We start from the raw sequence: 18,543 nt of genomic DNA on the forward strand, positions 1-18,543 counted from the left end.
GCGGACCGATGAAGCTGGCAACCCTGACCGGCGGTGGCGAAGACGTCGCCGTCACCGGATTCGCGATCGATCACCGCAAGGTAGCACCCGGCACCGTGTTCGGCGCCTTCCAGGGCGTGCGGGTGAACGGCGAGGACTATATCGCAGAGGCGGTGCGCTCGGGCGCGGTAGCGATCGTCGTACGGCCGGGCGTGACGGTGGATGGCGCAGTGGCTATCCATGCGGAAAATCCACGCGAATGTTTCGCGCAGCTGGCCGCCAAATTCTTCGCGCCGTTTCCCGGTGTCGCGGTGGCGGTGACCGGCACCAACGGCAAGACCTCGACGGTCGAGATGACGCGGCAATTGTGGCGGATGGCGGGCGAACATGCCGCCTCGATCGGCACGCTGGGCGTCACCACCGCGGACGAGCGGGTGACGACCGGGCTGACCACGCCCGATGTGGTGACGTTCCTGTCCAACGTCGCCGGACTGGCGCGCGAGGGCGTGACCCACGTCGCGTTCGAGGCGTCGAGCCACGGGCTGGTGCAATATCGGACCGAGGGTCTGAACGTCGCCGCTGCCGCGTTCACCAATCTGTCGCGCGATCATCTCGATTACCACGGCGACATGGGCGCCTATCTCACGGCCAAGCTGCGGCTGTTTTCAGAGGTGCTGAGCACGGACGGCACCGCGGTGGTGTGGGCGGACGACGTCGAATCGGCGCGGGTGATCGATCTGGCGCAGGCGCGCGGCAACCGGCTGGTGACGGTCGGCGAGCGCGGCGCCACGCTGCGATTGGTCGGCCGCGATCCGACCTTGCTGGGGCAGGGGCTGACGATCGAGGCGGAGGGGCAGACGCATCGCGTCACGTTGCCGCTGATCGGCGGCTATCAGGCAGCGAACGCGCTGGTCGCGGCGGGGCTGGTGATCGCGACCGGCGGCGACGTCGCCAGGACGATTTCTGACCTTGCCCGATTGCAGCCGGTTCGAGGGCGGCTGGAGCGTGCGGTGATCACGCGGACCGGCGCGCCCGTCTACGTCGATTATGCCCATACGCCCGATGCGCTGGAAGCGGCGATCGCGGCGCTGAAGCCGCATGCCGGCGGACGCCTGATCGTGGTGTTCGGGGCGGGCGGAGACCGCGACGCCGGCAAGCGCGAGACGATGGGGCAGGTCGCGCAGATGCAAGCCGACATCGCTATCGTTGCCGACGACAATCCCCGGACCGAGGACCCGTCGGCGATCCGCGCCGCGATCCTGAAGGGGGCGACGCAGGCGCGCGAAATCGGCGACCGTCGCGAGGCCATCCGGTTTGCGATCCAGCAGGCGGAGGCGCAGGATATCGTCCTGATCGCCGGCAAGGGCCATGAGCAGGGCCAGATCGTCGGCGACATGGAATTGCCGTTCGACGACGTGACGGTCGCACGCGAGTGCGCGGCGTGATGGGCCGGCGCGCCGCTCACCGTCGCGAACCTGTCCTTTGCGGAAGTCCTACTCCACCACGCTTCGCGAGCGCAGTTTCCCTTCCCGTGCCGGGGAGGGTCGGATGACGCTCTGGACTGCCGCGGAGATTGCCGCCGCCACCTATGGCGTCGCCGCTGCCGACTTTGCCGCCGGTGGCGTCGCCTTCGACAGCCGAGAGGTCGGTCCGGGCGATCTGTTCGTCGCGCTGACCGGCGACAGTACCGACGGCCATCGCTTCCTCGACCAGGCCTTCGCGCAAGGCGCTGCGGGCGCGATCGTATCGGCCGATACGGCGCATCCGCACGTCCGCGTCGCCGACACCTTTGCCGCGCTCAACGATCTCGGCCGCGCGGCGCGGGCACGTATGGCGGGCACGGTAATCGGCGTCACCGGTTCGGTCGGCAAGACCAGCGCCAAGGAAGCATTGTTCGCGGCCCTCGACCGGTCGCTACCCGGCGATGTCCACCGGTCGGTGAAGAGCTACAACAACCACACCGGCGTGCCGCTCAGCCTCGCCCGCATGCCGCGTGACACGAAGGTCGGCGTGTTCGAAATGGGGATGAACCACGCCGGGGAACTCGGCGTGCTGACCGGGCTGGTTCGCCCGCACATCGCGATCGTGACCGCGATCGCACCCGCCCATACCGCGTTCTTCGCCGACGAAAGCGCCATCGCCGATGCGAAGGGCGAGATCTTTCGTGGGCTCGAACCCGGTGGCGTCGCGATCGTGCCTTATGACAGCCCGCACCGCGACCGGCTGATCGCCGCCGCCGCGCCCTATGCCGCGCGCACGATCACCTTCGGCCTCGACAAGGGCGCTGACGTGCGCGCGGTAGAGGCGATGCGGTTGCCCTCCGGCGCCTCGTTCGTCACCGCGAAACTGGGCGATCGGGAATTGTCGTTCACCCTGTCGCAGCCGGGCATGCATTGGGTATCCAACGCGCTCGCCGTTCTTGCCGCCGTCGACGTAGCAGGCGCCGATCTGGCGCGCGTCGGCCTCGCGCTGGCGGAGATGGGCGGGCTGGCCGGCCGCGGCGCCCGCTTCCTCGCGCCCGCCGTGGGTGGCGACATGCTGGTCATCGACGAAAGCTACAATGCCAATCCGGCATCGATGCGGGCGACGCTCGCGGTGCTTGCCGAAGAGCCGGGACGGCATATCGCAGTGCTGGGCGAGATGCGCGAACTCGGCGATGCCTCGGCGGGTTATCACGCGGATCTGGCCGACCCCATTCTGGCCGCACGCGTCGAAGCGGCGCTGCTCGTCGGCGAAGCGATGACGCCGCTCGCGCAAGCCCTTGAGGGGCGGGTCGAAGTCATGCATGTGCCCGACGCTGCGACAGCGCTCGGCCGTCTGAAGGATCTGGCTCGCGCCGGCGATGCATTGCTCGTCAAGGGGTCTAACGGGGTCGGGTTGTCGCGGGTCGTCGCGGGACTCGCCAATGCTGGCGCGTCGCAGGCGCAGGGGGTCGGAACGTAAATGCTGTACTGGATCGCCGAGCACCTGGGCTTCACCGGGCTGCTGAACCTCATCCGCTACCAGTCCTTCCGGACCGGGGCGGCGGTGGCGACGGCGCTTCTGATCGGGCTGATCATCGGTCCGCGCTTCATCGGCTGGCTGCGCGTGCGGCAGGGCAAGGGGCAACCGATCCGCGCCGACGGACCGCAGACGCACCTCGCCAAGCGCGGCACGCCGACGATGGGCGGGCTGATGATCCTGACCAGCATGGCGCTCGCCATCCTGATCTGGATGGACCTCAGCAACCCCTATGTCTGGGCCTGCCTGTTCGTGACGTTGGGCTTCGGCGCGATCGGCTTCATGGACGATTACGACAAGGTGACGAAGGCGAGCACCGCCGGCGTCTCCGGCCGTACGCGCCTGTTGCTGGAATTCGCCATCGCCGGCACTGCGTCGTGGATCATCATGGGGCAGAACGGGCCGCATCTGTATTTGCCGTTCACCGATCGCATGTACCTGGATCTCGGCTATTTCTTCCCGCTGTTCGCGGCGTTCACGATCGTCGCGTTCGGCAACGCGGTGAACCTGACTGACGGGCTCGACGGGCTGGCGACGATGCCGGTGATCATCGCCAGCGTCGCGTTCATGCTGATCGTCTATCTCGCGGGCAACGTGAAGTTCGCGACCTATCTCGGCATCCCGCACGTGCCGGGGGCGGGTGAGCTGGCTATCTTCTGCGGCGCGGTGGTCGGCGCGGGGCTCGCCTTCCTGTGGTTCAACGCGCCGCCCGCCGCGGTGTTCATGGGCGACACCGGCAGTCTAGCGCTGGGCGGCGCACTCGGCACGATCGCGGTCGTCGCGCACCACGAGATCGTGCTCGGCATCGTCGGCGGCCTGTTCGTCGCAGAAGCGATGTCGGTGATCATCCAGGTGTTCTTCTACAAGCGCACCGGCAAGCGCATCTTCCGCATGGCGCCGATCCACCACCACTTCGAGCAACTCGGCTGGAGCGAGCCGACCGTCGTGATCCGCTTCTGGATCATCAGCCTCGTGCTGGCGCTCGCCGGCCTGTCGACGTTGAAGTTGCGGTGATCGCCTCCAGGACCTTCGAGGGCAAGCGTTACGCCGTGCTGGGTCTGGCGCGCTCCGGCCTCGCTACCGTACGGGCGCTGGCGAAGAGCGGCGCGCATGTCGTGGCATGGGATAGCGATCCCGCGGCACGCGAGCGTGCGGCCGGGGTGAACGGGGTCATCGTCCACGACATCGCGACATTGAACCTCGAAGGCGCGGCGGGACTGGTCGTGTCGCCGGGAGTACCCCTCAACACGCATCCGCTGGTCGAGCGGGCGCGGGTGGCAGGCGTGCCGGTGATCGGCGACATCGAACTGTTCGCGCAGGCCCGCAGCGAACTGCCGGCGCACACGGTCGTCGGCATCACCGGCACCAACGGCAAGTCGACGACGACCGCACTGGTCCATCATATTCTCACCACCGCCGGCCGGCCCACATCGATGGGCGGCAATATCGGCCTGCCCATTCTGGGTCAGGAGCCGCTGCCGGAAGGCGGCGTCTACGTGCTGGAACTCTCCAGCTATCAGATCGACCTGACGCAGAGCCTCGACTGCGAGATCGCAGTGCTCCTGAACATCACGCCCGATCATCTCGACCGATATGACGGGTTCGAGAGTTACGCCGCATCGAAGGCGCACCTCTTCGCGATGCAGTCCCCGGATCATGACGCGGTGATCGGCATCGGCGATGCGGCATCGGCGCAGATCGCACGCAGCCTGTCGGCGCGGGGCGAGCACCTGACCAAGATCGCGCCCGGCGTGTGCATGGACCAGAGCCGGTGGCCGGCGCTGCAAGGCCCGCATAATGCGCAAAATGCCCTTGCCGCGATCGCGGTCGCCAAGGCGCTGGGCGTGTCCGAAGCCGATATCGACCGGGGCCTCGCCACCTACGTCAGCCTGGCGCATCGCATGCAGACGATCGCCGTCCGCGATGGCGTGACCTTCGTCGACGACAGCAAGGCGACCAATCCCGAAAGCACCGCGCCGGCGCTCGGCGCGTTCGGGCGCATCCACTGGATCGTCGGCGGCAAGCGCAAGGGTGACGACCTCGACGCCTGCGCGCCCTATTTCGATCGCGTCGTCGCGGCGTACACGATCGGCGAGGCGGGGCCGCTGTTCCACGAACTGCTGACCGGCCGAGTCCCGGCCGTGGAGGCGGCGGGCGACCTCGCCACCGCGGTCGCCCATGCTGCCGCTGCCGCACGCGACGGAGACGTGGTGTTGTTGTCGCCGGCTTGTGCTAGCTTCGATCAATTCCGCGATTACGAAGATCGCGGGGCCGCATTCCGGGCTGCGGTGGAGGCCCTTCCATGAACGGCACGAGCATGGCGGAGCCGATAGGGGCGGAGCCCACGAGCGACACGCTGATCGCCAGGGTGAAGCGGCGCGGCGGGCGTGGCGATTCGTCGCCGCTCGGCACGTGGTTCTGGGACATCGACCGGATGCTGCTGCTGTTGACGCTGTTCCTGATCGCGATCGGCCTGATCGCGGTGGCGGCGGCTAGCCCGGCGACCGCGGTCCGTTATTCGGGCGAGCATCACAAGTTCACCCCGCTCTATTATTTCTGGCGGCAGCTGATCTGGGTCGGCGTGTCGCTGCCGGTGCTGTTCGGCGTGTCGATGCTACCGGTGCCGCTCGCACGGCGGCTGGCGCTGGTCGGCGCGGGCATATTGATCGTCTGCCTTGCGCTGACGCCGTTCGTGGGGAACAGCATCAACGGCGCGCGGCGCTGGATCGGCTATGGCTTCGCCTCGTTCCAGCCATCGGAATTCCTCAAGCCGCTGTTCATCGTCACGGTGGCGTGGCTGTTGTCGCTGAAGGCCAAGGACCCCGAGCTGCCGACCGTCCTCATCACCGGCGGGCTGACCGGCACGATTGCAGTGCTGCTGATGTTGCAGCCCGATTTCGGCCAGACGGTGATCTTTTGCACCGTATGGATGGCGTTGCTCATGATCGCCGGCACGCCGATGCGCATTCTGGGTACGATCATCGGCATGGTGCCGGTCGGGCTGGTCGCCGCTTATATGTTCTACGGCACCGCGCGCAATCGCATCGACGCGTTCCTGTTTCCCGGCGTCGAGGGTGAGGGCGCGAGCGATCACTTCCAGACCAACGCCGCGCATGCGACGATCACCAGCGGCGGCTGGACCGGCACCGGCCCCGGCGGCGGTACGGCGAAGTTCGGCCTGCCGGAGGCCCATACCGATTACATCTATTCGGTGATCGGCGAGGAATTCGGCCTGATCGCCTGTTCGATCATCGCCCTGGTGTTCCTCGCGATCGTCGTGCGGGTGTTCGTCAAGCTGCTGGACGAACAGGATGAATTCAAGCTGCTCGCCGCGTCGGGGCTGGCAGTACAGTTCGGCGCGCAGGCGCTGGTGTCGATGGCGGTCAACACCGGGCTGGCGCCGTCGAAGGGCATGACGTTGCCGTTCATCAGCTATGGCGGATCGTCGATGATCGCGCTGTCGATCGGGATGGGCTTGCTGCTGGCGTTCACACGGCGCAATCCGTTCCTGACGCGCAGTCCGTATGTGGTCAGATGGGGTTCGAATTGAGCAAGCATTACGTCCTCGCCGCCGGCGGTACGGGCGGACACATGGTCCCCGCGGCGGCGCTGGCGGAGGAATTGACCCGGCGCGGTCATCGCGTGGCGCTGGTCAGCGATGCGCGCGGCGTGCGCTTCCCGGGGCTGTTCGAGGGCATCCAGACACACGTCCTGCCCGCCGGGCGGTTTCAGGTGAAGAAGCCGCTCGGCTGGCCATCGGCGGTGCGCGAGATGGTGCGCGGGCGGGCGATGGCACGCGAATTGTACCGCACGTTCAAGCCCGCCGCGGTGATCGGCTTCGGCGGCTATCCTGCCATGCCGGCGTTGCTGGCGGCGTTCGCGGACAAGATCCCGACCGCGGTGCACGAACAGAATGCGGTGCTGGGCCGCGTCAACCGGCTGGTCGCCAGCCGTGTTGCCGCCATTGCGACGTCGTACAAGCTGACCGAGCGGCTGGCGGCGAAGCTGTCGCCCAAGGTCCATCTCGTCGGCAACCCGGTGCGTGAGGCCGTTCTGGCACTGCGCACCCGGCCCTATCCCTTGCTGGAAGAGGACGGCATCTTCCGCGTGCTCGTCACCGGGGGCAGTCAGGGTGCGAGTGTTCTGAGTCAGGTGGTGCCGGACGGCCTCGCGATGCTGCCGGTCACCTTCCGTCGCCGGTTGCAGGTGACGCATCAGGCGCGGATCGAGGATATCGATGCGGTGCGTGCGAAATATGCCGAGCACCAGATCCCGGCCGATCTCGCCACCTACCTGCCCGACATGCCCGAGCAACTGGCGTGGGCGCATCTGGTGATTGCGCGTGCGGGGGCTTCGACCATCGCCGAACTGACCGCTGCCGGTCGTCCGGCGATCCTCGTGCCGTTGCCCGGTGCGACCGACGATCACCAGACGGCGAATGCGCGCGAGATCACCAGGGCGGGCGGCGCACGCACGATCCCGCAGCCCGAATTCACCAACGTGGAACTCGCCAAGCAGATGCAGAAGCTGGGCCTCGATCCCGCCGCGCTCGAGAATGCCGCCACGCGGGCGAAGAGCGTCGGGCGACCGAAGGCGGTGAGCGACCTGGCCGATCTGGTCGAGAGCCTTGATGCGCCACTGTCGCGACTCCCGGTGGGAAAACCTGCCAAGCAGAAGGCAGCTTTCGCATGATCCGCGGCGTTGCGACCGACATCGGACCGATCCATTTCGTCGGCATCGGCGGCATCGGCATGTCGGGTATCGCCGAGGTGATGAAGAACCTCGGTTACACCGTACAGGGATCGGACGTGGCCGAGGGCTATGTCGTGCAGGGGCTGCGCGACAAGGGCATTCCCGTCGCGATCGGCCACGCCGCCAGCAACGTTGCGGATGCGGCGGTGGTGGTGACATCGACCGCGATCGTCCGCTCCAACCCGGAGGTCGAGGCGGCGCTGGAACGGCGCATCCCGGTGGTCCGCCGCGCCGAGATGCTGGCCGAGCTGATGCGGCTGAAATCCACCGTCGCGGTCGCCGGCACGCACGGCAAGACCACGACGACGTCGATGGTCGCCGCGCTGCTCGATGCTGGCGGTGTCGATCCGACCGTCATCAATGGCGGCATCATCAACAGCTACGGTTCGAACGCCCGGCTGGGTGCGAGCGACTGGATGGTGGTGGAGGCGGACGAGAGCGACGGCAGTTTCCTGCGCCTCGATGGCACGATCGCGGTCGTCACCAATATCGATCCCGAACATCTCGACCATTACGGCAGCTTCGACGGCGTGAAGGACGCGTTCGTCGAGTTCGTCGAGAACGTACCCTTCTATGGCGCGGCGCTGCTGTGCCTCGACCATCCCGAAGTGCAGAACATACTGCCGCGGGTGCGCGACCGACGCGTGGTCACTTACGGTTTCTCTGCGCAGGCGGATATCCGCGGCGTCAACGTCACGCCAGTCCCGGGCGGCAACCGCTTCGAATGCATCGTCCGCACCCGTGATGGCGCGACACGGTCGATCGAGAATATCGAACTGCCGATGCCGGGCCGGCACAACGTCCAGAATGCGCTGGCGGCGATCGGTGTGGCGCTGGAACTCGGCATCCCCGACGCAACGATCCAGCGGGGCTTTTCCGCGTTCGGCGGCGTCAAGCGACGCTTCACCAAGGTCGGCGAAGTGCCCGTCGAGACCGGGGCCGTCACGATCATCGACGATTACGGTCACCACCCGGTCGAGATCCGTGCGGTGCTCGCGGCGGCCCGCGAAGGCGCGCAAGGGCGTGTGATCGCCGTCGTCCAGCCACACCGCTATTCGCGGCTGGCGTCGCTGATGGAAGACTTCCAGACCGCCTTCAACGACGCCGATCGCGTGCTTGTAACCCCGGTCTATGCCGCCGGCGAAGCGCCGGTCGAGGGCGTCGACGCGCAGGCGCTGGTCGACGGATTGAAACGGCGCGGCCATCGTTCGGCGGCGACCGTGGCCGATGCGGACGCGTTGGCGGACGAACTCGCCGCGACGGTGCAGCCGAACGACATGATCGTCTGCCTCGGCGCTGGTGACATCACGAAGTGGGCCGCAGGGCTGGCCGCTGCGATCGGGGAACGGCGATGAACGACTGGTTCGATGCGAGCCTGAAGCTCCAGAAGCAGATGCTCGATGCGCAGCGCAAGTCGCTCGATGCCGGCGGTCACGCGGTCGGCGCGGGCGAGGCGATGGTGCAGGCGCAGGAGGCGACGCGCAAGGCGGCCGAAGCGAACCTCGCCGCGTTCCAGGCGTGGACCCGATTGTGGGGCGTCGGGCCTTGGTAGGCGATGCCGTCCTCGATCTGCCGACCGTGCGCGGGCGCCTGACCGAGCGGGCGGCGCTGGCGCCGCTGGTCTGGTTCAAGGCGGGTGGGGCGGCGCAATGGCTGTTCGAGCCGAAGGATGCCGACGACCTCGCCGCGTTCCTGCGCGATCTCGATCCCGCCGTGCCGGTCATGGCGCTCGGCCTTGGTTCCAACATGATCGTCCGTGATGGTGGCGTGCCGGGCGTGGTGATCCGGTTGGGCAAGGCTTTCGCGCAGGTCGATCGGCTGGACGCGACCACCTTGCGCTGCGGCGGCGGGGCGAGCGGCATTCTGGTGTCCTCGACCGCGCGCGATGCGGGGATTGGCGGGGTCGAGTTCCTGCGTTCGATCCCCGGCACGGTCGGCGGCTTCGTCCGGATGAACGGTGGCGCCTATGGCCGCGAGGTGAAGGACGTGCTGGTCGAGTGCGACGTGGTGCTGCGATCGGGCGAGCGGCGCACGTTGAGCCTGGGCGATCTCGGCTACACCTATCGCCACAGCGCATTGCCGGATGGCGCGGTGGTGATCGCCGCGACGTTCCGCGGCCATGCAGCCGAACCCGCTGCGATCGGCGCGGAGATGGACCGTATCGCCGCCGAGCGGGAGGCGTCGCAGCCGCTGCGCAGCAAGACCGGCGGATCGACCTTCAAGAACCCGGCGGGGCACAAGGCCTGGGCGCTGATCGACGCCGCCGGCTGTCGCGGCTTGACCCGCGGCGATGCGCAGGTATCCGAAAAGCATTGTAATTTCCTGCTCAACCTCGGCGCCGCGACATCGGCGGATATCGAGGCGCTGGGCGAAGAGGTACGTGACAAGGTGAAGGCGCATGCGGGGGTGACGCTGGAATGGGAAATCCAGCGGGTCGGGGTGACGGCGTGAGCGGGCTGCACATCGCGGTGCTGATGGGCGGCTGGTCGGCCGAACGACCGGTCTCGCTGCAATCCGGCAATGGCTGTGCCGACGCGCTCGAATCGCTCGGCCATCGCGTCACGCGCATCGACATGGGGCGCGACGTCGCCGCGCGGCTGGCGGAGGCGCAGCCCGACCTCGTCTTCAACGCGCTGCACGGGTCGCCCGGCGAGGACGGCAGCGTGCAGGGCATGCTCGACCTGATGGGTATCCCCTATACGCACTCCGGCCTCGCCACGTCGGTGATCGCGATCGACAAGGTGCTGACCAAGCAGGTGCTGGTCCCCGCCGGCATCCCCATGCCGGGCGGCCGCATCGTCAAGTCCGCCGAAATTCACGCACGCGATCCGCTCCAGCGTCCATACGTGCTGAAGCCGATCAACGAGGGGTCGTCGGTCGGCGTCGCGATCGTCACCGACGACGGCAATTACGGCAACCCGATCGGCCGCGACGTGAAGGGGCCGTGGCAGGAATTCGATGAATTGCTGGCCGAGCCCTATGTCCGCGGGCGCGAGCTGACGACGGCGGTGCTCGGCGACCGCGCGCTGGGCGTGACCGAGTTGAAGCCTAGGAACGGCTGGTACGATTTCGACGCCAAATACACCGACGGCCTGACCGAACACGTCTGCCCCGCCGATATCCCCGATCGCATCGCCGAAGCCTGCAAGAGCCTCGCGCTCGAAGCGCATCGCCTGCTCGGCTGCAAGGGTGCCTCGCGATCCGATTTCCGCTGGGACGACGAGCGCGACGTCGACGGTCTGTTCCTGCTGGAAGTGAATACGCAGCCGGGCATGACCCCGCTCAGCCTCGTCCCCGAACAGGCGCGGCATCTGGGCATGAGCTATGCCGAGCTGGTCCAGGCGATCGTCGACGAAGCGCTGCGGGATCGCGCGGGATGAGTCGCACGATCAAGCGCGGGCCGCCGCCCAAGCGACCGGGCGCGCGGCGCAGGCAACCGGTACGCAAGGCGACGCTGTTCGAGCGCGCGGTGTCCGCGGTGCCGGTCAGCGAAGACACGATCCGCAAGGCGGCGACGTGGACGATCACCGGCGGCGGCATCGCGCTCGCGCTCGCCGCGGTGACGTGGATCGGCATCCCCGGCATGATCGGCACCGCCATCGCCGAAGGGGCGGGGCAGGCGGGTTTCCGCGTCGAGCAGATCGAGGTCACCGGCCTGAAGCGGATGGACCGGATGAGCGTCTACGCCGTGGCGCTCGACCAGCAGAGCCGGGCGATGCCGCTCGTCGACCTCGAATCGGTGCGGCAGAAGCTGTTGCGCTACGGCTGGATCGCGGATGCGCACGTCTCGCGCCGGCTGCCCGACACGCTGCTGGTCGATATCGTCGAACGCTCGCCCGCCGCGGTGTGGCAGGACAACGGCCAGCTGACGCTGATCGACAAGGATGGCGTGCTGCTGGAGCCGGTGCGTCCCGATGCGATCCCCGACCTGCCGCTCGTCATCGGGCCGGGCGCGGACCGGCAAGAGGCGGCGTACCAGACGCTGCTCGCCGCCGCGCCGGCGCTGAAACCACGGGTGAAGGCGGCGACGTGGATCGGCAATCGCCGGTGGGATCTGACCTTCGACAGCGGCGAAACGCTGGCGCTGCCCGAGGATGGCGCGCCGGGAGCGCTGCTGAAATTCGCCGAACTGGATGGCGCACGCCCGTTGCTGGGGCGCGGCTGGATCCGGTTCGACATGCGTGATCCGGCGAAGCTGGTCGCGCGCAAGCCCGGGGCCAGCATGGCGCACAACGTGCCGGACCCGAGCGAAATCACGACATCGCCGACCACGACCACCAACGACGGTGGCGTGGCGGATTCTCATGCGGGGGCTGAGGGATAATGGCGAAGGTTGCACCGGAGGGGCTGATCACGGCGCTCGACATCGGGTCGTCGAAGGTGTCGGCGATGATCGCGCAAAAGGGTGACGGGGGCGAGCTGATCGTGCTCGGCACCGGTCAACGCGAGAGTCGCGGCGTCAAGCGCGGCTATATCGCCGACATGGCCGCGACCGAGGCGGCGGTGCGCGAGGCGGTCGAGCAGGCCGAGCGGATCGCGGGCATCAACATCGAGAATGTCTGGGTCGGCTTCTCCGCCGGCGGCCTCGTCAGCGACGTCGCAGAGGTGGAGTTCGAACTGGGTGGCCACCGCGTCGAACAGCAGGATATCGACGCCCTGCTCGCGGCGGGGCGCAATTCGATCGATCCGCAGGGACGGATGGTGCTGCACGCGCAGCCGGCGCTCTACACGCTCGACGGGCTGACCGGCGTCAAGAAGCCGCTCGGGCTGCATGCCGACCGGCTCGGCGTGCACATCCACGTCGTCGCCGCCGATGGGTCGCCGGTGCGCAACCTCGACCTGTGTGTGCGCTCGGCGCATCTCGAGGTGAAGTCGATTATCGCGTCTCCGGTGGCGACCGGGCTCGCCTGTCTGTCGGAGGAGGAACGCGAGCTGGGCGTCGCACTGGTCGAGATCGGTGCGGGCATCACCAACGTCTCGCTGTTCGCCGGCGGCATGCTGGTCGGGCTGCATTCGATCCCGATGGGCGGGCAGGACATCACCGACGATATCGCCAGCGCGTTCGGCACCCGCCGCGCGCAGGCGGAGCGGATGAAGTGCTTCCACGGCAGCGCGAACGCCTCCCCCCGCGACAATCACGAGATGATCCCGGTGATGCCGATCGCCGCCGAGGACGACGTGCATGGCGGGATGCAGATCACCAAGGCGCAGCTGATCGGCATCGTCCGCCAGCGGCTGGAGCATCAGATGGACGAGGTCCGCAAGGCGCTCGCACATCTGAAGTTCGAAGGGCCGGTCGGACGTCAGGTCGTGCTGACCGGCGGCGGTGCCGAGCTGAAGGGCATCGCCGATTATGCGCAACAGGCGCTCGGGCGGTCGGTGCGGATCGGTCGGCCACGCGGTTTGACCGCGCTGCCGGAAGCGCATGGCGGGCCGGCGTTCGCGACGCTGGCGGGGCTCGCCTTCTATGCGGCGACCGACCCGATCGATCTGCGCGGGGTCGCTCCGCAGCAAACTACCGTTCATCGCCAGAAGGGCATGGGCATGATGCGCAAGCTGATCCAGGCGGCGCGCGCGAATTATTGAGCCGCGTCGATGGCTTGCCTTCGTTTTCTGTGGAACGTTGCGAGTCGTTGAGGCAAAAGGTTAATCAAGGTCCCGGCGCGTTCACCGGTAGGGGCGGAGAAAGTCAGGTCATGAGCATCGAATTCATCACTCCAGAGGTCGACGAACTGACCCCGCGTATCGCCGTCATCGGCGTCGGTGGTGCCGGCGGCAACGCCATCGCCAACATGATGCGCGCCGACGTGCAGGGCGTCGACTTCCTCGTCGCCAACACCGATGCGCAGGCGCTGAAATCGTCGATCGCACCGCACCGCATCCAGCTCGGCGCGAAGATCACGCAAGGTCTCGGCGCGGGTTCGCGGCCGGAGATCGGCCGTGCGGCCGCCGAAGAGACGATCGACGATCTCGCCAAGCGGCTCGAGGGCGCACACATGTGCTTCATCGCTGCCGGCATGGGCGGTGGCACCGGCACCGGTGCGGCGCCGGTGATCGCCAAGGCGGCGCGCGATATGGGCATCCTGACCGTCGGCGTCGTCACCAAGCCGTTCAGCTTTGAGGGCAACCGTCGCGCCAAGAGCGCCGAGGGCGGCATCGAGGAACTGCAGAAGTACGTCGATACGCTGATCGTCATCCCCAATCAGAACCTGTTCCTGATCGCCAACGCCAACACGACGTTCAAGGAAGCGTTCGAGATGGCGGACGAGGTCCTGCAACAGGGCGTCCGCGGCATCACCGACCTGATGGTCATGCCCGGCCTCATCAACCTCGACTTCGCCGACGTCCGTTCGGTGATGCAGGAGATGGGCAAGGCGATGATGGGCACCGGCGAGGCGAGCGGCGACAATCGCGCGCTGGAGGCGGCGCAGAAGGCGATCGCCAACCCGCTGCTCGACGGCGTCAGCATGCAGGGCGCGAAGGGCGTCATCATCTCGATCACCGGCGGCGACGACATGCGCCTGCTCGAGGTCGACGAGGCGGCGAATCATATCCGCGATCTGGTCGATCCCGACGCCAACATCATCTGGGGTTCGGCGTTCAATCCGGAACTGGAAGGCCGCATTCGCGTGTCGGTCGTCGCGACGGGTATCGATTCGGACGCAAAGCCGGGCCAATCGGCGCCGGCGCCGGAGAGCGCCAAATCGTTCAGCTTCGGCATGGGGCGCAAAACCGACGACAGCACCTCGTTCCGTCCGAGCGGCGTGAGCGAGGCGGCGCCCGCCGCTGCGCCTGCGCCGTCGGTGTCGTTCACGCCGCAGCCAGCGGCAGAGCCTGCTCCGCTCGATCTCGGCCCGGCGGATGCGGTCAAGGCGGAAGCGCCCGCACCGGCCGCCGAATCGGCGGATGACGAACTGGTGCTGGGTGCGGAGACGATCGTGCCGCAAGCGCCACCCCGCGCGGAGCCGCAGCCAGCGGCACGTGCGCCGGCGCCCGAGGCGGCAGCCGGTCGTCGCCCGTGGATCGCGCCCGGTAGCGAGGCCGCAGCGCCCGATGCGGCGCCTCAGCCGCGGGTGAAGCTGGGCGGAACCCTGTTCGAGCGTATGTCGAATGCGGCCCGCGGTCCGGCGCGTGAGGAAACGGACGGCGACGCCAAGGACGCGATCGACATTCCGCGGTTCCTGCATCGGCAGAACAACCAGTAAGCGTCGGGTGGGGCGGCGCCCCGGGCGCCGCCTGCCTCCGCCGGGGATCTGCCCGACGGAACACGGTTTGTCGGGATACGCCTGGCGGGCCGACCTATCGCGCCATTCCTGACGGCATTACGGCGCCCCACGCCGTACATCCCGCTTTCGTCGTCATCCAGCCTCACTTCATCGCGCCCGCCGGAATCGGACATTGCCGGTTCAGCCGCTCTGCGCTCTAGTCGGGGCGATCCCATGCGTTTCTTGACCTCCGCTTTACTGGCGCCCGCCGCTCTTTTGGTGGCGAGTGCGCCTGCCGCCCTTCTGGCGCAGGAGGTGGTGCAGGCGTTGCCCGGCACCACCAGTGCCGATCGCCTTGCGGAACAGATGCGAGCGCTCGCGTCCAATCCCCGCGATCTCAACGCGTTGATCGCCGCGGCGGACCTGTCGCTGTCGCTGGGCGATCTCAGCGGTGCGGCGTCGCTCTTTGCGCGCGCCGAGAAGGTGTCGGCGACCGATCCGCGGATCAAGGCGGGCGAGGGGTCGATCCTGGTCCGCTCCGAACGGCCGGGTGAGGCGCTCCGATATTTCTCGCAAGCCGAGGCAGCGGGTTACGACGCGCGCAACTTCGCGGCGGATCGCGGGTTGGCGTACGACCTGATCGGCCAGCAGGAGCGGGCGCAACGGGATTACAGGCTGGCGCTGAAGGCCCGCCCCGATGACGAGATCGTCAAGCGCTATGCCCTGTCGCTGGGCATTTCCGGCAGACGGGACACGGCGCTGGAGCAACTCGATCCGCTGCTGCGCAAATCGGATCGCAGTGCGTGGCGCATCCGTGCCTTCGTGCTGGCGATGGGGGGCGATCAGGCGGGAGCGGAGAAGATCGCGACCACAATGCTGCCGCCCGGTATGGCTCAGGGATTGCAGCCGTTTTTCCAACGCCTGCCGTCGCTGCCCGCCGCGGACCGCGCCTTCGCGGTGCATTTTGGTGAGGTGCATGCGACACCGGAGCGGGTCGCCGATGCGCGCCTTGCTCCGATGCTGCCGCAACTCGCGCCCGAAGTGCAGCCGGTGGCGCTGGCGGCGGTACAGCCCGCCGCGTCCGACCGGAAAGATCGCAATCGGCGCGGACGCGACCGGCGTGGTCGGGAGAGCGGACGTGATGCCGGGGTTGCATTGGCGTCGAACACGATCGTGCAACCGGCGGCCACCTTGCGGCCGGGGCGGCAGAGCGTGCCGGCCGCCGCGGTGCGCCCGACCTATCAGGATGCGACCGCGGCGCTGGCCAGGGTCCAGCCGTTACCGACCGAAACGCGAAGCGTGCCACTGACGGCGACCCCCCGTGCCGATAGCGTCGCAAGCGCGCCGGCGACCTCGGCGGTGCTGCCGACGGCGACACAGCCGGCGGCTGCCGCCCGGCCCGGTGAGGCTGCGCGTGCGGCCAATCTGGCGGCGGCAGCGGCGTCGACACCGGCAGCATCGTCTGTGTCGCCACCTGCGTCGACGCCTCCATCGACGCAGGTGGCGGCGACGACGCGGGTTGCTCCGGCACCGGTCGGCTCGGCCGGACCGGCGGCCGCACCGACCCCGGCGGTCACGTCGCGGGCGATCGCACCGGGCTTCACGACGCCGCCGACCCAACCCGCAGTCGAAACGGCGGCGACCGTCGTGGCGGCACCGGGGAAGGCAATCGGGGCGGCCACGGCGTCGCCGACGAATGCGGCTACGAACATGGCGGCGCTCCCCACCCGATCCGCGTCCGCCGTCGTCGAAGTCGCGCCGCCAGCACCGGCACCGGCACCGGCACCGGCGTTCACGGCGCCGCCGTCGCGGGCCGAGGCCGATTCGGTTCTGGCGCGGATCGTCGCGGGTCTTTCGATCCCGGCGGCGGAGCTCGGCGTCGCCGAGCCCGCCCGGCCCGCGCCAACGGCAACTGCCGCAGTACCGCCGCCCGAAACGGCTGCGCGCGTGATCGCCGAGGCGAAGGCCAAGGAAGAGCGCGACGCGGCGGCCGAGAAGGCGCTCGCGGCGAAGGCCGCAGCCGATAAACGTGCTGCCGATCGCAAGGCAGTGGCGGACAAGAAGGCGCTCGCGGCCAAAAAACTGGCGGACGAAAAGAAGCTGGCCGAGGCGAAGGCTGCAGCGGAGGAGAAGAAGGCGGCGCGCGCCAACCCGGCGCGGGTCTGGGTACAGGTGGCGGGCGGTGCCTATGCCGGCGATCTGCCCAAGGCCTATGCCGCGGTGAAGGCGAAGGCGCCGGCGGTATTCGGCAGCCGCGGTGGCTGGTCGACGCCGTTGCGCGCGACCAACCGCGTCCTGACCGGTCCGTTCAGGACGGACGCCGAGGCGCGAGCGTTCGTCAACCAGCTTGCCAGGGAAGGCGTGTCGGCGTTCACCTTCACCAGCGATGCCGGGCAGGCGGTGACGAAGTTGCCCGCGAAGTGACGTCCCGCGCGCCCTGGGCCTCCGATCCGGCCCGGAGCAGAGGCCGGTTGTACGAGGAGCAGACCGGCACCGCACCGATCGCCGTGCGTGGGCCACGCGATGATTTCCAGCGCGATCGCGACCGGATCATCCATTCGATCAGCTTCCGCCGGCTGCGGCACAAGACGCAGGTATTCATGGCGCCGGATGGCGATCATTTCCGTGTTCGCCTGACCCATAGTCTGGAGGTCGCACAGATCGGCCGGACGATCGCGCGGGTGCTGGGGCTTAACGAGGACCTGACCGAGGCGCTGTGTCTGGCGCACGATATCGGCCATCCGCCGTTCGGCCATGCCGGCGAGGATGCGCTGAAGGCGGCGCTGGCCGATGCGGGGGGCTTCGATCACAACGGCCATACGCTGCGCGCGCTGACGCACATCGAGCGGCCGTACCCCCGCTGGGATGGGCTGAACCTGACGTGGGAAACGCTCGAGGGTCTGGCGAAGCATAATGGCCCGGTGCGGCATCCCGGCTGGGCGTTGCGTGCCGCGGATACGACCTTTCCGCTCGATCTGACGACGCACGCCAGTCTCGAGGCGCAGGTGGCGGCGATCGCGGACGACATCGCATACGACAACCACGATATCGACGATGGACTGCGCGCGGGCTTGCTGACGCTGGACCAGTTGCTGGCGGTGCCGATCGTGGCGCGGGGATGGGGGGCGGCGTGCGCGCGCTTCCCCGACGTCGCGCCGAAGCGGCTGGCGAGCGAGCTGGTGCGCAGCCAGATCGGGACGATGGTCAACGACCTGATCGAGGAGACGACGCGGCGGGTCGCCGCATCGGGTGTGGCGAGCGCCGACGACGTGCGGCACGCGGGATCGCCCTTGTGCGGCTTTTCGCCCGCGATGCGTGAGGAGGAGCGCGATCTGAAGCGCTTCATGTATGCGAACCTGTATCATCATCCGCGGCAACTCGAGGCGGCGGCGGTGGCGCACGGCATCGTCAGCGGGTTGTTCGCCGCCTATCGCGCCGATCCCGCAGCGATGAGCGACGAATGGGCGGAGGATGTTCCCGCCGCCGAACCGGAGCGCAGCCGGCATATCGCGGATTTCATCGCAGGCATGACCGATCGATACGCGATCGCGCGATATCGCGAACTGGTCGGCAAGATCGATCTGCCGGAAGGGTTCTGACCGGACCC

15 protein-coding genes are annotated in these 18,543 nt (G+C 68.3%); all 15 read left to right on the forward strand.

Going from position 1 to position 18,543, the window contains the following annotated elements:
* Nucleotides 1-8 precede the first annotated feature (8 nt).
* The 15 genes from LRA87_RS15070 to LRA87_RS15140 all read left to right on the forward strand — a co-directional run bounded on the left by LRA87_RS15070 (nucleotide 9) and on the right by LRA87_RS15140 (nucleotide 18,535).
* Nucleotides 9-1,424 (forward strand): UDP-N-acetylmuramoyl-L-alanyl-D-glutamate--2,6-diaminopimelate ligase, encoded by a 1,416-nt coding sequence (locus tag LRA87_RS15070; RefSeq protein WP_230632668.1) that lies wholly within the window; start codon nucleotides 9-11, stop codon nucleotides 1,422-1,424.
* Between the two features lie 103 nt (nucleotides 1,425-1,527).
* A complete protein-coding gene (locus LRA87_RS15075; protein WP_230632670.1) occupies nucleotides 1,528-2,922 on the forward strand; it encodes a UDP-N-acetylmuramoyl-tripeptide--D-alanyl-D-alanine ligase in 1,395 nt (464 codons plus the stop codon).
* On the forward strand, nucleotides 2,923-3,993 hold the full coding sequence (gene mraY / locus LRA87_RS15080) for a phospho-N-acetylmuramoyl-pentapeptide-transferase (RefSeq protein WP_230632672.1): 1,071 nt from the start codon (nucleotides 2,923-2,925) through the stop codon (nucleotides 3,991-3,993).
* On the forward strand, nucleotides 3,990-5,285 hold the full coding sequence (gene murD, locus LRA87_RS15085) for a UDP-N-acetylmuramoyl-L-alanine--D-glutamate ligase (RefSeq protein WP_230632674.1): 1,296 nt from the start codon (nucleotides 3,990-3,992) through the stop codon (nucleotides 5,283-5,285). The genes mraY and murD overlap by 4 nt, the downstream gene beginning before the upstream one ends.
* Nucleotides 5,286-5,296: 11 nt before the next feature.
* Nucleotides 5,297-6,529: an FtsW/RodA/SpoVE family cell cycle protein gene (locus tag LRA87_RS15090; RefSeq protein WP_230781630.1), complete on the forward strand. Its 1,233-nt coding sequence runs from the start codon at nucleotides 5,297-5,299 to the stop codon at nucleotides 6,527-6,529.
* Nucleotides 6,514-7,671, forward strand: coding sequence for an undecaprenyldiphospho-muramoylpentapeptide beta-N-acetylglucosaminyltransferase (gene murG / locus LRA87_RS15095; protein ID WP_230632676.1), 1,158 nt, complete (start codon nucleotides 6,514-6,516; stop codon nucleotides 7,669-7,671). Before LRA87_RS15090 ends, murG begins: the two co-directional genes overlap by 16 nt.
* Nucleotides 7,671-9,086, forward strand: coding sequence for a UDP-N-acetylmuramate--L-alanine ligase (murC, locus tag LRA87_RS15100; protein ID WP_230781631.1), 1,416 nt, complete (start codon nucleotides 7,671-7,673; stop codon nucleotides 9,084-9,086). The genes murG and murC overlap by 1 nt, the downstream gene beginning before the upstream one ends.
* Complete coding sequence (locus LRA87_RS15105; protein WP_230632677.1) at nucleotides 9,083-9,283, forward strand: hypothetical protein; 201 nt, start codon at nucleotides 9,083-9,085, stop codon at nucleotides 9,281-9,283. The genes murC and LRA87_RS15105 overlap by 4 nt, the downstream gene beginning before the upstream one ends.
* A complete protein-coding gene (gene murB, locus LRA87_RS15110; protein ID WP_443024893.1) occupies nucleotides 9,277-10,182 on the forward strand; it encodes a UDP-N-acetylmuramate dehydrogenase in 906 nt (301 codons plus the stop codon). The genes LRA87_RS15105 and murB overlap by 7 nt, the downstream gene beginning before the upstream one ends.
* A gap of 23 nt (nucleotides 10,183-10,205) precedes the next feature.
* The gene (locus LRA87_RS15115; RefSeq protein WP_230781633.1) at nucleotides 10,206-11,111 is read left to right on the forward strand and encodes a D-alanine--D-alanine ligase; all 906 of its coding nucleotides are present in this window, start codon (nucleotides 10,206-10,208) and stop codon (nucleotides 11,109-11,111) included.
* Nucleotides 11,108-12,055, forward strand: coding sequence for a cell division protein FtsQ/DivIB (locus LRA87_RS15120; protein ID WP_230632679.1), 948 nt, complete (start codon nucleotides 11,108-11,110; stop codon nucleotides 12,053-12,055). The genes LRA87_RS15115 and LRA87_RS15120 overlap by 4 nt, the downstream gene beginning before the upstream one ends.
* Nucleotides 12,055-13,317 carry a cell division protein FtsA gene (gene ftsA, locus LRA87_RS15125; RefSeq protein ID WP_230632680.1) on the forward strand — a complete coding sequence of 421 codons (1,263 nt, stop codon included), beginning with the start codon at nucleotides 12,055-12,057 and terminating at the stop codon, nucleotides 13,315-13,317. Before LRA87_RS15120 ends, ftsA begins: the two co-directional genes overlap by 1 nt.
* Nucleotides 13,318-13,427: 110 nt before the next feature.
* Nucleotides 13,428-14,936 carry a cell division protein FtsZ gene (ftsZ, locus tag LRA87_RS15130; protein ID WP_230632682.1) on the forward strand — a complete coding sequence of 503 codons (1,509 nt, stop codon included), beginning with the start codon at nucleotides 13,428-13,430 and terminating at the stop codon, nucleotides 14,934-14,936.
* Nucleotides 14,937-15,170: 234 nt separating this feature from the next.
* Nucleotides 15,171-17,360, forward strand: coding sequence for a tetratricopeptide repeat protein (locus LRA87_RS15135; RefSeq protein WP_230632684.1), 2,190 nt, complete (start codon nucleotides 15,171-15,173; stop codon nucleotides 17,358-17,360).
* Nucleotides 17,357-18,535 carry a deoxyguanosinetriphosphate triphosphohydrolase gene (locus tag LRA87_RS15140; RefSeq protein ID WP_230632686.1) on the forward strand — a complete coding sequence of 393 codons (1,179 nt, stop codon included), beginning with the start codon at nucleotides 17,357-17,359 and terminating at the stop codon, nucleotides 18,533-18,535. The genes LRA87_RS15135 and LRA87_RS15140 overlap by 4 nt, the downstream gene beginning before the upstream one ends.
* The last annotated feature ends 8 nt before the right edge of the window (nucleotides 18,536-18,543 follow it).

Origin of the sequence: Sphingomonas sp. Leaf37, from assembly GCF_920939475.1 — a bacterium.
Taxonomy (GTDB): Bacteria; Pseudomonadota; Alphaproteobacteria; order Sphingomonadales; family Sphingomonadaceae; genus Sphingomonas.

What these genes read in the sequence shown, in the direction of transcription:
- LRA87_RS15070 (WP_230632668.1), top strand. Translation starts at nt 9, where the DNA reads ATGAAGCTGGCAACCCTGACCGGCGGTGGCGAAGACGTCGCCGTCACC.
- LRA87_RS15075 (WP_230632670.1), top strand. Translation starts at nt 1,528, where the DNA reads ATGACGCTCTGGACTGCCGCGGAGATTGCCGCCGCCACCTATGGCGTC.
- mraY (WP_230632672.1), top strand. Translation starts at nt 2,923, where the DNA reads ATGCTGTACTGGATCGCCGAGCACCTGGGCTTCACCGGGCTGCTGAAC.
- LRA87_RS15090 (WP_230781630.1), top strand. Translation starts at nt 5,297, where the DNA reads ATGGCGGAGCCGATAGGGGCGGAGCCCACGAGCGACACGCTGATCGCC.
- murG (WP_230632676.1), top strand. Translation starts at nt 6,514, where the DNA reads ATGGGGTTCGAATTGAGCAAGCATTACGTCCTCGCCGCCGGCGGTACG.
- LRA87_RS15105 (WP_230632677.1), top strand. Translation starts at nt 9,083, where the DNA reads ATGAACGACTGGTTCGATGCGAGCCTGAAGCTCCAGAAGCAGATGCTC.
- LRA87_RS15115 (WP_230781633.1), top strand. Translation starts at nt 10,206, where the DNA reads ATGGGCGGCTGGTCGGCCGAACGACCGGTCTCGCTGCAATCCGGCAAT.
- LRA87_RS15120 (WP_230632679.1), top strand. Translation starts at nt 11,108, where the DNA reads ATGAGTCGCACGATCAAGCGCGGGCCGCCGCCCAAGCGACCGGGCGCG.
- ftsA (WP_230632680.1), top strand. Translation starts at nt 12,055, where the DNA reads ATGGCGAAGGTTGCACCGGAGGGGCTGATCACGGCGCTCGACATCGGG.
- ftsZ (WP_230632682.1), top strand. Translation starts at nt 13,428, where the DNA reads ATGAGCATCGAATTCATCACTCCAGAGGTCGACGAACTGACCCCGCGT.
- LRA87_RS15135 (WP_230632684.1), top strand. Translation starts at nt 15,171, where the DNA reads ATGCGTTTCTTGACCTCCGCTTTACTGGCGCCCGCCGCTCTTTTGGTG.